The sequence below is a fragment of the Chryseobacterium rhizosphaerae genome, from assembly GCF_003385455.1.
GTDB classification, from domain to species: Bacteria; Bacteroidota; Bacteroidia; order Flavobacteriales; family Weeksellaceae; genus Chryseobacterium; species Chryseobacterium rhizosphaerae.
The window spans coordinates 13,983-28,464 of sequence record NZ_QNUF01000045.1 but is presented as its reverse complement, the minus strand read 5'-3'; the positions used below and the strand labels follow the sequence as shown (position 1 = coordinate 28,464).

The window sequence follows — 14,482 nt, the reverse complement described above, 5'->3', positions numbered from 1 at the left end:
TTTTTAGATTTATATGGAAGGAATGAATGATTTAATAATAAATAATTTATATAATATTAGGAACTATCTAGATCAGGTGGTTTCCTACGTTGGCCAGATTAAAGATCAAAAAGATATTTTAGACTCTTTTGTTCAAACCAGAGAACATTTATATGATATTTATAATGACCGATTAGATTTTAGTATTTATCAGGGTAATTATTTTGAAGGATTAGCTGAAACGGTAAAAAGAATGAAATATTCTGATTTACAAAATGTAAAATTATCAGTCATTGATGGGGATAAAAAAAGTTGTTCTATTTTTAGTAGTGAAGATTACAGTATTATTTTGGGAATAATTTTTTATGACAATTAAGATCAATAGAAAAGTCAAAGTAATAGTATTCTTTATGGCCAGGAAAAACAAACAACCTGAAAATGCAAAGGACATATTTAAAATAATAAACTATGTAACTCTAAAAAAGATTGACGAGTTTAATCACTCAAGCTTCGGTTTCAAGGTAAAGTATAAATAATGTCACCAAGCGCATTTTAATTTGTAAATAATGTGAAATGAATGGATTATGTTTTTATATTTGAAAAATATGTATATTGGGAGTACCAAATTAAAGCGTAATCCGAAAAGCATATAGAGTAGGAGAAAAATCAAAAATTAAGACTATGAAAAATCTAAGAAAACTTTCAAAAAGAGAATTGAAAACAGTTCAGGGAGGAATCCCTATGTGTCTGCCAGGATACTTTTGGTGTTCATTTGTAAAAAAATGTATCTCAGTAGGATCACCATGTGGACTTATTGATTAATTTGATTCATGAAAATAAGGTAAAGAACGGGGCTGTCTCAGAAATGGACAGCCTATTTTATGTCCTATCCACTAATCGACTTAGGAACCAGGAGCGTTAAGAAAATTTGATTGTAATCCGTTAAAAAATTTCCGCTTAGCATGGGTTATAATATAGAGCCGAAGCAGAACCGTATGATCCATGGGAGTTTGGAAATTTTAGGAGTACAACCAAATTTTTAGCGGATGATTCCCGTCTTGAATTTTTGTATACTTTTGCTTCAAGGCAAAAGTATAAATGAAATCCTTTATCTTATTCGGAATATGGTTTAAAAATCATAAAAACAGGATTTTCATCTCTCACTGAAAAACCGTATTTTTGTACATCTAAAAGTAAAAGAAAGAATGAATTCCTACAAAAATCCATTGGAAGAGCGCTATTCCAGTGAAGAAATGTTGTTTAATTTCTCACATAACAATAAATTCCGTACCTGGAGAAAGCTTTGGATCGCTTTAGCTGAGATTGAAAAAGACCTTGGTCTTGAGATCACAGATGAGCAGATTGCAGAGTTGAAAGCGAATGCTGAAAATATCGATTATGATAAAGCAGCAGAATACGAAAAGAAATTCCGTCATGATGTAATGGCTCACGTTCACACCTATGGTGATGTGGCGCCTTCAGCAAAGGGAATTATCCATTTGGGAGCTACTTCAGCTTTTGTAGGAGATAATACAGACTTAATTCAGATCCGTGACGGACTTTTGATCTTAAAGAAAAAGTTAGTGAACGTCATGAAAAACTTAGCAGACTTTGCTATTCAGTATAAAGACCTTCCAACCTTAGGATTCACACACTTCCAGCCGGCTCAGTTAACGACAGTTGGAAAAAGAGCAACCCTTTGGTTACAGAGTTTGGTTCTTGATATTGAAGAACTTGATTTCTTCCTTGAAACACTTCGTTTCAGAGGGGTAAAAGGAACTACAGGAACTGCTGCAAGTTTCCTTGAGTTATTCAATGGTGATTATTCCAAAGTAAAACACTTAGATAAAGAACTTTCAAAAAGATTCGGTTTTGAGAAAGTTTTTGGTGTTTCAGGACAGACCTATGACAGAAAAATTGATGCTAAAGTGGTGGCTTTATTAGGTAACATCGCTCAGTCTGCCCATAAATTCACTAATGACTTACGTTTACTTCAGAATCTTAAGGAAATTGAAGAGCCATTCGAGAAAAACCAGATCGGTTCATCAGCCATGGCATACAAACGTAACCCGATGAGAAGCGAAAGAATCGGAGCTTTGTCAAAGTATGTAATGTCTTTGACTACAAGTTCTGCCATGGTAGCTTCTACACAATGGTTTGAAAGAACACTGGATGATTCTGCAAACAAGAGATTAACCATTCCACAGGCGTTCTTAGCAGTAGATGCTATTCTACTGATCTGGAACAATATTATGAACGGAATCGTAGTCTATCCAAACAGAATCAATAAACATATCGAAGAAGAACTTCCTTTCATGGCAACAGAATATATTATCATGGAAGAAGTGAAAGCGGGGGGTGACCGTCAGGAAATCCACGAGGTAATCAGAGTTCATTCTATGGAAGCTTCGAAGAAAGTGAAAGAAGAAGGAAAAGAAAATGACCTTATTGAAAGAATCTTAAACGATGATTCTTTAAAATTAGATAAATCAAAATTAAAAGAAGTTTTAGATCCTAAGAACTTTGTCGGTTTTGCACCGATTCAGACGGTAGAATTCATTCAGAATGAAGTTCAGCCGATTCTGGACCAAAATAAAGACTTAATAGGATTGGAGGCTGATCTTAAAGTATAAAGCAGTATGCAGCCTTTCGGGCTGCATATTTTTTTCCTGCCCGTTGTATGAAAAAACTACTACTGACCATTTTACTGACACCCATGATTACTTTTTCTCAGGAAAAGGAAGTCTTACGGTATTTTAAATCCAAAGATTCCCTGGTTGGAGTGAAAGATAAGGCAGGGAGAATAATCGTTCCTGCACAGTTCAAAGTCTTTTCCTACCTTAAAGATGGAGATCCCGTAGAAGGAGAAACCATTTTTTTTGATGGGAATAAAGAAGGCGAAAAACCGGAGAAAAATGCTTGGGGAAATGTATATGACAGAAATGGTACTTTCCTTTACAAACCTTTTCTTTATGATAATGGAGCGGATTATTTCTCTGAGGGACTAAGAAGATTGGTTAAAAATGGTAAAGTAGGATTTGCAGACCGTAACGGTAAGATTATTATTGAAGCTGAGCATGATTTTGTATCACCTTTTAATTACGGATATGCTGCATTTTGTGACGGCTGCGATTGGGAGAAAACGAATGACGAACACAGGTCTATTGTAGGTGGCAAATGGGGGGTGATGAATATCAAAGGACAAACCGTTCAGTCATTGGCAAACCCAACAGCTCAGGATGTTGAAATAGATGGGAAATATTATCCGAACCCATTTCAATACAATGAAAAAGAGAAGAGTATCCTTCAGTTTTTTGAAAAACGGGAGAAAAAACTTTCAGATCTTTATTATGTGAATTTTTACAATAAACTGTCTGAAAATGAAAAGAATCTGTTTTTTGAAATTGTAGAAAGACCAAAAGAAAACTTTCCGTATTATCAGGTAAATACCTATAATCACAGAAAGAAAGACTTGGATATGCTTTATCGTTTCAAGTTTCTGGTCTCAGAAGATGGAAAAACATTTTATGGGATAGAGGATTTTAATGAAAAGAAGATTCCTTTTGAAAACTGGTTGAAAGCAGAAATAAAAAGCGCAGAAGAATTTCAGAAAGAACATAAGGATAATCCGAATAAATTTATAAACAAATAAATTGGAAATTCCAGGGCTCAAATTTGAAGAAGATAGCCTTATTCCTTTAAATTTGTACGGAATAATGGTTGAAGGAAAAATCTCTTTCAAAATTTTCCAATATAGACGGATTTAAAGAAAAAAACTTTAAATTCTGAAAAAGTAAAAAAGAAAAATAAATCTAATATTAAAATCTGGCATCTAATGTCTAATAACAAAAGAATTTTCGTAGAAAAGAGAGGAATTTTCGATGTGGAAAGTCCAAAAATTTTTGATGAAGTAAAAGCGGTTGTTCCAGCGGTTCAAAGCGTGAAAGTATACAATGTGTATGATATTTTCGGTTTGAATGACGGAGAATTTGAAAAAGTAGTGAATAATACTTTTGTAGACCCTGTTACTGATATTTTACACACAGAAAACCCTGCAAAATCGATTCACTTTGGAATGGAATTTTTACCGGGCCAGTATGATCAGAGAGCAGATTCTGCCCAACAGTGTATTGCATTATTGACAGAAAATGAAAAGTCAAAAGTAAGAAGTGGTAAACTGATCGAGTTTGAAGGAGTTTCTGAAGCTGATCTGGTGAAGATCAAAGACCTTTTGATCAATAAAGTAGAATCTCAGGAAAAAGATCTGTCTATATTGGATATCCCTGCAGATGAAATACCGTCAAAAGTTTTAATCCACGAAAATTTTATCAATTTTAATGATGCCGAGCTTGAAGGTTTCTATAACAATCATGGTTTTGCACTGGGATTGGATGACTTGAAATTTATTCAGGATTATTTTAAAACAGAACAGAGAAATCCTACAGAAACTGAATTGAAAGTTTTAGACACCTATTGGAGTGACCACTGCCGTCACACTACGTTTGAAACAGAATTGTCAGACATTCAGTTTGAAGGCCAGTTCAAATATACATTGGAAACTATTTTCAATGACTATATCGAAAAAAGAAAATTCTTAGGCCGTGAGCTGAAGCCAATCTCTTTAATGGATCTGGCAACAGTATGCGGTAAATATTTCCATAAAACAGGTAACCTGGATAACCTGGTGATCTCCGATGAGATTAATGCATGTACCATCCAGATTGAAGCCGAATACGACGGTAAAAAAGAACCATGGTATTTGCTGTTCAAAAATGAAACCCATAACCACCCGACAGAGATTGAGCCTTTTGGAGGAGCTTCTACGTGTTTGGGAGGAGCAATCAGAGACCCATTGTCCGGAAGATCTTTTGTATTCCAGGCGATGAGACTGACGGGAGCTGCCGATGTTTTAGAACCGGTAGATAAAACATTACCAGGGAAATTACCTCAAAAAACCATTACAAAACAGGCTGCTAACGGATATTCATCATACGGGAACCAGATTGGTTTAGCAACTACCATGGTTTCAGAAATCTATGATGAAGGCTATAAAGCAAAAAGAATGGAAGTTGGTTTCGTTACCGGAGCCGTTCCTGTAGACTGGGTAAGACGTGAAAAACCTGCCAATGGAGATTCTATCATCATTTTAGGAGGTGCAACAGGTCGTGACGGTGTTGGTGGAGCCAGTGGAAGCTCAAAAGAGCAGGATGAAACCTCTATTCACACGATGAGCTCTGAAGTTCAGAAAGGAAATGCTGTTGAAGAACGTAAAATCCAGAGATTATTCAGAAATCAGGAAGTGACAAAGCTGATCAAAAAGTCAAATGACTTTGGAGCAGGAGGAGTTTCCGTGGCTATCGGTGAAATTGCAGACTCTTTAGAGGTGAACCTGGATGTACTACCTTTAAAATATGAAGGATTAAACGGGACAGAACTTGCCATTTCCGAATCTCAGGAAAGAATGGCTGTTGTAGTAGATCCAAAAGATAAAGAACAGTTCATTAAATTCTGTGAAGCGGAGAACATTGTTGCTGTAGAAGTGGCAAAAGTGACCGATTCAGGAAGAATGCAGATGTTCTGGAAAGGAGATAAAATTGTGGACCTTTCAAGAGAATTCCTTGATACCAATGGGTGTTCAAAATCTCAGGAGGTGAAAATTAATCACCTTGAAGAAGTAAAAGAAGAAACTAAGGCTTTCACAGAAGAGAACTTCCTGAATACCCTAAAAGATAAAAATGTAGCCTCTCAAAAAGGATTACTGGAAATGTTTGACTCTTCAGTGGGAGGAACTACAGTAGCAATGCCTTTAGGAGGAAAATATCAGCAGACTTTAATGGAAGGAAGTGTTCAGACACTGCCTGTTTTAGGAGCGAAAGATATTAAAACCGTTTCTCTGGCAAGCTGGGGATTTGATGCTGAAATTTCAAAACAAAACTCATTATTGGGAGCATCTTATGCTGTAGTAGAAAGTGTTGCAAAGATTGTGGCTATGGGTGGAGATTATAAGAATATCAGACTTAGTTTCCAGGAATATTTTGAAAAATTAGGGCAAAGCCCTGAAAAGTGGGGGAAACCTTTAGCTTCCCTGTTGGGAGCCTATGACGCTCAGATCAACCTTGGTTTAGCAGCCATCGGAGGGAAAGATTCCATGAGTGGAACCTATCAGGATCTGAATGTTCCGCCTACATTGATCTCTTTTGCTTGTGCTAATGGAGAAAAACAGAATATCATCTCTCCTGAATTGAAAAATGCAGGAAATAAACTGTATTTCTTCAACCATATTCCACAGGAAAGCGGTCTTCCGGACTATAACAGCTTAAAAGAAGTTTTTGAATTTATTTTTGAAAATATCAAAGCCGGGAAAATTGTTTCTGTAAAAACGGTGAAAGAAGGAGGTATCGCAGTAGCTTTAGCAAAAATGAGCTTTGGAAACAGATTGGGTGCTGAAATCAATGCAGATGAAAATGCATTATTAGCAAAAAATATCGGTAGCCTGATCATTGAAGCGAAGGAAGAGCTAAGCTCAGCAACTCTTCAATTGATTGGAGAAGTAAAAGATTCCGGAACGTTAAAGATTAATAATCTTGAATCTGACATCCTGGGTCTTGTATCTGCATATACAAATACTTTCGAAAACCTTTTCCCGACTGTAGAAAAAGAAAAGATAACGGTTGAAATAGATGAGCAGTCAAACTCTGTCAATCCAAGAAATATTATCATTAAAAAACACGGAATCGCTCAGCCGAAAGTGTTTGCTCCGGTATTCCCTGGAACCAACTGTGAATATGACACGTTGAATGCATTCCAGAAAGAAGGAGCTGTTGTGAGCAGTTTACCGCTGATCAATATCAATCACCAATTGTTGGAAGAAAGTATTGATGCATGGGTGGAAGAGATCAGAACATCACAGATTTTAGCATTCTCAGGAGGGTTCTCCGCAGGTGACGAGCCTGATGGTTCTGCAAAATTCATTGTAAACGTTTTAAAGAACGAGAAGATGAAAAATGCAGTTCATGAATTATTAGACAGAGACGGGATGATTATCGGGATCTGTAACGGATTCCAGGCCTTGGTTAAATCAGGATTGTTACCATATGGAAGAATCAAAGATCTGGATGAAAACTCTCCGACATTGGCTCATAATGCCATCAGAAGACACATTTCTCAGATGGTAACTGTGAAAGTGGTGAATGACGAAAGCCCATGGTTAAAAGGAATGAAAGATCAGGTCTTTACTATTCCTATTTCTCACGGTGAAGGTCGTTTCATGGCTTCAGAAGAAGAAATCAAGAAGCTTTATGAAAACGGACAGGTAGCAACCCAGTACATAGATTTTGATGGAAACATCGCCCATGGTATGCCATTTAACCCTAATAATTCATTATTCGGAATTGAAGGAGTTACCAGCCCATGTGGAAAGATCTACGGAAGAATGGGACACCCGGAACGTTTTACCGATGGCCTCATGAAAAACATACCAACAGCGAATTATCACAATATATTCAAAAACGGTGTTGAATACTTCAAATAATAATACAAGAAAAATGATCGTCATCAATGGCGGTCATTTTTCGTCTTTAGCAGGTTTCTATGAGGAAGTCTCAGATATTCTGATGAGTGGTGCCGATTGGAAAGTAGGAACGCTTGATGGGTTTAATGATATCCTGTATGGTGGATTTGGAGTATTTGAATATCATGAAGAAATAGAAATCGTTTGGAAAGAATCAGAAAAATCGAAAGAAGACCTGGGCCTGAAAGCAACTCAGGAATTCTACGAAAATAAAATCAGACAGGGAAAGCCTTTCAATATAGAATTGATGCAGCAGAAACTGGAGAATTTGATCGCCGGAAGTGGGCAGACGTTATTTGAAATTTTGGTGGAAATTATAGAGTCGCATGGGGATATTACGTTGAGGTTAGATTGATGATTTAAGAGTTAAGAGTTAAGAGTTAAGAGTTAAGAGTGGGGAAATGATTGATGGTTTGAATTTTACCCTTAGCTTAATCGAATTAGCAGGTTGATTCTATCTTTGTTTCTTAAAGTCTACGGAATGTATACTAAAGCTTTACGTTAAAAAAACAGCGTGATTTTTAAACCATTAAGAACCGTGACATTCTTAAGATTACATCTGTAATAAAAAAATATCCTGCAGATTTGTCGGATTCGGCAGATTTTATCTTACTTTGAAAAATATTTGAAAAGCTTCTGAGAAGCAAAACCAAAAGAATTAACTGAATGAAGAAAATAGTGTATGGACTGTTCTTTGGGGACAGTATAACATATGGAGAATATGATAGTGTTTTTGGAGGCTGGGTAGATATTTTAAAGAGATATGCCCTGCAAAAATTCCATGAAGGAAACGGTGATGAACTGATTTTATTCAATTTAGGGATCGGTGGCGAAACTACAGAAGGTTTATTGAAGAGAATGCCTGTAGAATTAAGTGCAAGAAATTCAGCTGATGGAAATCTGGTTTTCCTAAGTTACGGAGCTAATGACCTTGCCATAAAAGAAGGAATACAGGTCGTAGAGCCTGAAAAATTCAAAAATAATATCATAGCAGCGGTCCAACAGGCGAAACAGTTTTCCAACGATATATATCTGGTAAGTATTCTTCCGGTTTCTCAAAAAATAGATGGAGTGGTCGTAGGATCAGGAAAGTTGAGAACCAATAGGGAAGTGGTTGCATACAATGAGATCCTGAAAGATATTGCAGCAGAATATTCCCTGGGGTATATTGATTTTTATGCCGCATTGTTTGATGATAAAGAAGTCCTGCTTTCTGCAGACGGAGTTCATCCCAATGAAAAAGGCTACGGAATGATGGCCGAAATTGCAATTCCAGTCATTGAAAAATACTTATAATGCCTCATTTATTTTCTTACGGAACCCTGCAGAAAGAGCAGGTGCAGCTTGAAACATTCGGACGGATTTTACAGGGAGAAAAAGATATACTTTCCGGATATACACTGGGGATGATTGAAATTACAGATCCTGAGGTAGTACGTAAAAGCGGAGAACAATTTCATCCTGTTTTAGCCCCTTCCGGAAATGAAGAAGACTGTGTAGAAGGAATACTTTTTGAAGTTACAGAAGAAGAAATCCTTCAGGCAGATGAATATGAAGTAGATGATTATAAAAGAATAGAAACCGTTTTCAGATCAGGAAAGAAAGGATTTATTTATGTAGGAAAATAAAACGGTCTGCATTTATCCATAATGAGTGAATTTTTTTAGTAGTTTTAAGCTGCAAAAAAAATTACTATGAAAAATTTAAAAAAAATTAAAAGACAGGAGTTAAAAACTGTAAAAGGTGGAGGAAAACCATCTCTGATTATTTATCCAAAAGATGAAAACGGAAACTGCAGCACTTCACCATATTACTACTATTGTTCAAAATATGATGGCTGTATGACTGGTGAATCATGGGATTACTATTGTACTTTATAAGATGAAAATAATCTAATGAACAGAACGTTTCTGAAAAGTATTTGATTTTCAGAAACGTTTTTGTTTAAAAATCAATACCATCTATAGAAACGGGCTTCAGCCCGTTTTTTTAATTAATCCATCGTCATCTGACTTTAGCCAAAACCTAAAAAATACAGCTTGCAGATTACAAAGATTTTTTGAAATCTGAGGTAGAGCATATATGAGTATGAGACCATAGATAAGTTTGAATAATCTATCAAAAACCGATATGATCTATTCATTTAATTAAGACATTTATTCAATAGAAACGGGCTTCAGCCCGTTTTTTAAATTAATCCACCGTCATCTGACTTTAGCCAAAACCTAAAAAATACAGCTTGCAGATTACAAAGATTTTTGAAATCTGAGGTAGAGCATATATGAGTATGAGACCATAGATAAGTTTGAATAATCTATCAAAAACCGATATGATCTATTCATTTAATTAAGATATTTATTCAATAGAAACGGGCTTCAGCCCGTTTTTTTTAAGTAACCCATCTCCATTGGCTTTAGCCAAAACTTAAAATATCCAATCCCTGCTGACATACGGTTGTCACAATCCAACATTATCTTTGATGGACAATAAAAAAATAGTGAAGAGATGAACAATGTACAAACAGAGCCTTGCCAGGTTATCGGTATTGCGGTAAGAACTACCAATGAAAATAACCAGGCCGCTACAGATATCGGGGCATTATGGGGAACGTTTATGAATGAAGGTATTCTGGAGGCTATTCCGAACAAAATGGATACTACGGTTTATTCAATCTATACAGATTACGAAAAAGACCATACAAAGCCTTATACCACACTTCTTGGATGCAGGGTGAACAATCTGGATCATATTCCTGAGGGAATGGTTGGGTATTCTTTTGACGGAGGAAATTATGTGAAATTTACAGTGAGGGGAGATCTTACAAAAAACCTTGTCATCAATCAATGGTTGAAAATCTGGGAAATGGATCTGGGAAGAGTTTTTACTGCAGATTTTGAGGTATATGGAGAAAAGGCACAAAATCCATCAGATGCAGAAGTGGATATTTTTATTGCTGTATAATAAAAGCAGGTAAGGAAGCATTGGAATGAAAGAACGGGATATTTCTTAAGTAAAAATATATTTCCAATACACAAGTACCCCAACAATGACTGAAGCTATAGCCAGCAATACAACAGCACCGGCAGCAATATCTTTAATAAAGCCAATTCTTTTATCAAAATCAGGTTGGATGATATCGCAGATCCTTTCAATGGCTGTATTGAAAATTTCAGCACTTAAAACAGCAAAAGAAAGGAAAATAACAATGGCTGCATCGGTGGCGGACAGGTGTAAATAAAAGATGAAAAATAAGTTGGCAAAAAAAGCCAGCAGCTCAATCTGAAAATTTCTCTCCGTTTTGATCATCAAAAAAACTCCACGGAAAGCATTCAGAAAACTTTTATGAAGAGGAGGCTTTTGCATGAGTTGTTACTTTTTTAACAAAGATAGGTTTTGTATTTTGATTGTTGCGGATAATCTGTTATATTTGAGAGTAGATAGTGGCAGTGTGAAAAAACAATTCGTAATAATGTGGGTTTCCCCGTTAATAGTGATGTTTTTAAAAGAATGTAGGGGATGGTACAGCTTGTATTTTTGAAGCGGAAATAAATGCCGGCAGAAATCCATGCATAATGTCAGCTCTGAAAACAGAATGTTGATGTTTGTTAAAAACTCCTAGGGATTATTTTTTTCTTTGTTATATCTATTTATTATATTTGTAGAAACTTATTTTTAAATCTATGAAATTTATTATTTCAAGTGGTGAACTGCAGAAGGCTTTGCAAACTGTAAGTGGCGTAATATCAAGCTCTCAATCGAGACCTATTTTAGAAAATTATCTTTTTGAACTAGACGGAAATAATGTTACCATTACAGCATCTGATGGCGAGACAACTCTTGTTACTTCTTTAGACGTGAAGTCTGATGATACAGGTAAATTTGCTGTTCCTGCTAAAATTTTTCAGGATTTTATCAAGACATATGGCGAACAGCCTTTAACATTTGCCGTAAAGGACAATGCTGAAGGAACCGGAAGCCAGCTTGAGATTTTAGATGAAAAAGACAATTTTGCAGTAGCGTTAGACAATGCGGATGATTATCCGGAATTGCCGGAATTTGATGCTTCTCAGAATGTGACAATGCCAGCGGGAGTATTATCTGAAGCCCTTACCAATACACTTTTTGCAACAAGTAATGATTCCCTTCGTCCGGTAATGACGGGAGTTCTTTTCCAGTTTGGAGAAAATGAAACGAATTTCGTTTCTACAGATTCTCACAGATTGGTTGTGTATAAAAGAACAGACCTGGTGAATGCCGAGCCTATGGAATTCATCATGCCTAAAAAACCTTTGAACATTTTCAAAAATATCCTGGCAAGCTCTAATGAAGACGTTAAAATCGATTTCAATGAGAATATGGCCAAGTTTACTTTTGATAAGCATATCTGGATCTGTAGACTGATCGACGGAAAATATCCAAACTATACAGCGGTAATTCCAAAAGAAAATCCAAATGTACTGACGATCAACAGAAACCTTCTACTTGGAGCTATCAAAAGAGCATCTATCATGTCTAATAAATCAACCAATCAGGTAAGATTTAAACTTTCGGGAAACATCCTTCATCTTCATGCAGAAGATACGGAGTATGCAAACAAAGCAGATATGCAGATTCCTTGTGACTACAACGGGGAAGATATCAATATAGGGTTCAGTTCTAAGTTTTTAACTGAAATGCTGACAATTCTTGGTTCTGATGATGTTACTATGAAAATGTCTCAACCAAACAGACCAGGTATCATTGAACCTCTTGATGGTCTTGAAGAAAACGAAAATATCTTAATGTTATCAATGCCGGTAATCGGATTGTAAAACAAAGATTAAAATACTTTAATAAAAGCCGGAATTTTCCGGCTTTTGTTTTTTATGTACAGACAACATCATAAAGAATATTTCAAAATACCAGTTTAAAAAGGATCAACAAAGTTAATTTTATCTTGGTTTCCTCAAGGTAAAGTATTTGGTTATTATAATGTTATGTTTGATAAAATACTAATTACACAAATTCTTTACACAAAGGTCATGAATATGATCATGAACGATCATGATCTAGGTCATCAGTAAAGCAACCGGGCTGGAACACCAGTTTAAAAATAGTCAACAAAGTTGATTCCATCTTTGCCCCCTTCAAATATATCATTTGGCTATTAAATCTTTGCGTTTAAGAAAATACTAATTAGGGAAAAGTCACGGATTGAAATACAAAAATGATAAGTATAAAGCAGATCATGGTGAAAAAGATGGGAATCATTTATAGTAGAAACTTTATTTTTCCGAAGTTTGTACTGCTATTTCAATGATCAAACAGATATTTGCCCCTTTAATTATGGAAGTAAAAATACAGTCATATCATACCTCCGGTTTCCCTGGAGAATTTTCCACTGAAAATTATACGGTTGTTTTATGGAAAGGTGCCGGTGTTTATGCTGTAGATGATATCAATTACTCCTATAAAGGCTATACTATTTTATTTCTTTCGCCCTGCCAAAAACTGAAAATGGCTTCAGAATCCGATGAAGAGGTTTCTGTGCTTCTTTTTCATGGGGATTACTACTGTATAGAATATCATAAAGAAGAGGTGGCCTGTAATGGGCTTCTATTCAATAATATTTACCTGAATCCGGGCATAGAGCTGATGAAAGAGAACTATGAGTACATTCTGGAACTTTTTAATCATATTAAAAAAGAAAATTCTGAAAATCATCAGTTTTCAAAATCGATTATCAAAACATATATACAGCTTATTCTTGCCATCGGCAGCAAACAGAAAAATACAGTCAGCAACGGACCTGTTTCCAACGAAAAGCTCCCTAACAAAAATGCAGCAGCATTTCAGAAACTGCTGGAATCTTATTTCAGACATGAAAAGGAACTTTCATTTTACAGTGATCAACTCAATATTACCAACAATACTTTAAGCAAGGCTGTTAAGAAGGAATTTGCTAAAACACCCAGCCAGCTGATTAATGAAAGAATTATTCTGGAATCTAAAAAGCTTCTTCACCTGACCTATCGGTCTGTTAAGGAGATTGCTTCAGAACTGGGATTTACTGATGAGTTCTATTTCAGCAGGTATTTCAAAAAATCGGTAGGATGTTCACCCAAAAATTACAGGGAGAAAGTAGGGATCTCCATAGTGGCAAAAATGTCCATGTAATGTCCTCAAATATCTATTCCCGGGAGGTTTGTATCTGAATACTTTTGTAAGAAAAAGTAAATCATATGCAGAACAACAAATTATCCGCTTACTTATCAAAGCTGGACGCTTATTCTTTTAATTTTCTGAGAATTTCAATATTCATCGTGATGGCTTGGATTGGTGGGCTTAAGGCGTTCCAATACGAGGCAGACGGTATTGTTCCGTTTGTTGCCAACAGCCCTTTAATGAGTTTTTTCTATAAAAATGCAGGAAATAAAGTCCTTAATGAAGATCAAAAACCGGTTTCAGAATATACCTTGTATAAAAATCCGGAAGGGAAAACAGTACAGAAAAATATAGAATGGCATACGCAAAATGGGACTTATATATTCTCATATGGTCTGGGAACAATGATTGTAGTGATTGGGAGCTTGGTACTGCTTGGAATCTGGTTTCCTACAATAGGAGCCTGGGGTGGGGGACTGACCTTTCTGATGTCTTTGGTGACTCTTTCATTTTTAGGGACTACTCCTGAAGTCTATGTTCCTAATCTTGGCGGAGATTTTCCAACCCCTCAATACGGATTTCCTTATCTGTCGGGAGCAGGCCGTTTGGTACTGAAAGATATCATCATGATGGCAGCAGGACTTCTATTGTTTTCCGACAGTTTAAAAAAGGTGGTTAAAGCATCAGATGATAAGAACTCAATATTGGGATAGGGGCCTGAGAATCTTTTGACTAAAGTGAGACCTGACGCCTGAGCCGTTTCTTTAACCTGTGAAAGTGGAATTAACG

Annotated in this window: 14 protein-coding genes; 13 read left to right on the top strand and 1 reads right to left on the bottom strand. The window is 36.0% G+C overall.

The features are described from left to right. Positions 1–22 precede the first annotated feature (22 nt). The 10 genes from DRF57_RS22610 (at position 23) to DRF57_RS22570 (ending at position 10,510) form a co-directional block, all read left to right on the top strand. A complete protein-coding gene (locus DRF57_RS22610) occupies positions 23–355 on the top strand; it encodes a hypothetical protein (protein ID WP_123863376.1) in 333 nt (110 codons plus the stop codon). 305 nt (positions 356–660) lie between these two features. Continuing rightward, on the top strand, positions 661–801 hold the full coding sequence (locus DRF57_RS23770; RefSeq protein ID WP_153816321.1) for a bacteriocin-like protein: 141 nt from the start codon (positions 661–663) through the stop codon (positions 799–801). A 383-nt stretch (positions 802–1,184) separates the two neighbouring features. After that, the gene (purB, locus tag DRF57_RS22605; RefSeq protein ID WP_047486165.1) at positions 1,185–2,612 is read left to right on the top strand and encodes an adenylosuccinate lyase; all 1,428 of its coding nucleotides are present in this window, start codon (positions 1,185–1,187) and stop codon (positions 2,610–2,612) included. Between the two features lie 47 nt (positions 2,613–2,659). Beyond that, on the top strand, positions 2,660–3,631 hold the full coding sequence (locus DRF57_RS22600) for a WG repeat-containing protein (RefSeq protein ID WP_115920993.1): 972 nt from the start codon (positions 2,660–2,662) through the stop codon (positions 3,629–3,631). A 183-nt stretch (positions 3,632–3,814) separates the two neighbouring features. After that, positions 3,815–7,510, top strand: coding sequence for a phosphoribosylformylglycinamidine synthase (locus tag DRF57_RS22595; RefSeq protein ID WP_115920991.1), 3,696 nt, complete (start codon positions 3,815–3,817; stop codon positions 7,508–7,510). Further along, positions 7,491–7,904 (top strand): ribonuclease inhibitor, encoded by a 414-nt coding sequence (locus tag DRF57_RS22590; protein ID WP_115920989.1) that lies wholly within the window; start codon positions 7,491–7,493, stop codon positions 7,902–7,904. The genes DRF57_RS22595 and DRF57_RS22590 overlap by 20 nt, the downstream gene beginning before the upstream one ends. A gap of 311 nt (positions 7,905–8,215) precedes the next feature. Further along, positions 8,216–8,845, top strand: coding sequence for an SGNH/GDSL hydrolase family protein (locus DRF57_RS22585; RefSeq protein ID WP_084084851.1), 630 nt, complete (start codon positions 8,216–8,218; stop codon positions 8,843–8,845). Next, complete coding sequence (locus DRF57_RS22580) at positions 8,845–9,177, top strand: gamma-glutamylcyclotransferase family protein (RefSeq protein WP_115920987.1); 333 nt, start codon at positions 8,845–8,847, stop codon at positions 9,175–9,177. The genes DRF57_RS22585 and DRF57_RS22580 overlap by 1 nt, the downstream gene beginning before the upstream one ends. Positions 9,178–9,243: 66 nt before the next feature. Next, on the top strand, positions 9,244–9,429 hold the full coding sequence (locus DRF57_RS22575) for a bacteriocin-like protein (protein ID WP_047486159.1): 186 nt from the start codon (positions 9,244–9,246) through the stop codon (positions 9,427–9,429). A gap of 625 nt (positions 9,430–10,054) precedes the next feature. Beyond that, positions 10,055–10,510: a GyrI-like domain-containing protein gene (locus DRF57_RS22570; protein ID WP_115920985.1), complete on the top strand. Its 456-nt coding sequence runs from the start codon at positions 10,055–10,057 to the stop codon at positions 10,508–10,510. A 45-nt stretch (positions 10,511–10,555) separates the two neighbouring features. Here the strand turns inward: DRF57_RS22570 and DRF57_RS22565 are convergent, their stop codons facing one another. Next, a complete protein-coding gene (locus DRF57_RS22565; RefSeq protein ID WP_084084845.1) occupies positions 10,556–10,912 on the bottom strand; it encodes a diacylglycerol kinase family protein in 357 nt (118 codons plus the stop codon). Positions 10,913–11,229: 317 nt separating this feature from the next. Here DRF57_RS22565 and dnaN point away from each other — a divergent pair, with 317 nt between their 5' ends. The 3 genes from dnaN (at position 11,230) to DRF57_RS22550 (ending at position 14,406) form a co-directional block, all read left to right on the top strand. Then, positions 11,230–12,360, top strand: a complete 1,131-nt coding sequence (dnaN, locus tag DRF57_RS22560) for a DNA polymerase III subunit beta (RefSeq protein WP_047486155.1) — start codon at positions 11,230–11,232, stop codon at positions 12,358–12,360. A 484-nt stretch (positions 12,361–12,844) separates the two neighbouring features. Beyond that, positions 12,845–13,705, top strand: coding sequence for an AraC family transcriptional regulator (locus tag DRF57_RS22555; RefSeq protein WP_317126116.1), 861 nt, complete (start codon positions 12,845–12,847; stop codon positions 13,703–13,705). A gap of 65 nt (positions 13,706–13,770) precedes the next feature. Next, the gene (locus tag DRF57_RS22550; RefSeq protein ID WP_115920983.1) at positions 13,771–14,406 is read left to right on the top strand and encodes a DUF417 family protein; all 636 of its coding nucleotides are present in this window, start codon (positions 13,771–13,773) and stop codon (positions 14,404–14,406) included. Positions 14,407–14,482 lie beyond the last annotated feature (76 nt).

Bases quoted from the DNA above. Each gene is read 5' to 3' on its own strand.
- DRF57_RS22610 (WP_123863376.1), top strand. From the start codon at position 23: ATGAATGATTTAATAATAAATAATTTATATAATATTAGGAACTATCTA.
- DRF57_RS23770 (WP_153816321.1), top strand. From the start codon at position 661: ATGAAAAATCTAAGAAAACTTTCAAAAAGAGAATTGAAAACAGTTCAG.
- purB (WP_047486165.1), top strand. From the start codon at position 1,185: ATGAATTCCTACAAAAATCCATTGGAAGAGCGCTATTCCAGTGAAGAA.
- DRF57_RS22600 (WP_115920993.1), top strand. From the start codon at position 2,660: ATGAAAAAACTACTACTGACCATTTTACTGACACCCATGATTACTTTT.
- DRF57_RS22595 (WP_115920991.1), top strand. From the start codon at position 3,815: ATGTCTAATAACAAAAGAATTTTCGTAGAAAAGAGAGGAATTTTCGAT.
- DRF57_RS22585 (WP_084084851.1), top strand. From the start codon at position 8,216: ATGAAGAAAATAGTGTATGGACTGTTCTTTGGGGACAGTATAACATAT.
- DRF57_RS22580 (WP_115920987.1), top strand. From the start codon at position 8,845: ATGCCTCATTTATTTTCTTACGGAACCCTGCAGAAAGAGCAGGTGCAG.
- DRF57_RS22575 (WP_047486159.1), top strand. From the start codon at position 9,244: ATGAAAAATTTAAAAAAAATTAAAAGACAGGAGTTAAAAACTGTAAAA.
- DRF57_RS22570 (WP_115920985.1), top strand. From the start codon at position 10,055: ATGAACAATGTACAAACAGAGCCTTGCCAGGTTATCGGTATTGCGGTA.
- DRF57_RS22565 (WP_084084845.1), bottom strand. From the start codon at position 10,912: ATGCAAAAGCCTCCTCTTCATAAAAGTTTTCTGAATGCTTTCCGTGGA.
- dnaN (WP_047486155.1), top strand. From the start codon at position 11,230: ATGAAATTTATTATTTCAAGTGGTGAACTGCAGAAGGCTTTGCAAACT.
- DRF57_RS22555 (WP_317126116.1), top strand. From the start codon at position 12,845: ATGATCAAACAGATATTTGCCCCTTTAATTATGGAAGTAAAAATACAG.
- DRF57_RS22550 (WP_115920983.1), top strand. From the start codon at position 13,771: ATGCAGAACAACAAATTATCCGCTTACTTATCAAAGCTGGACGCTTAT.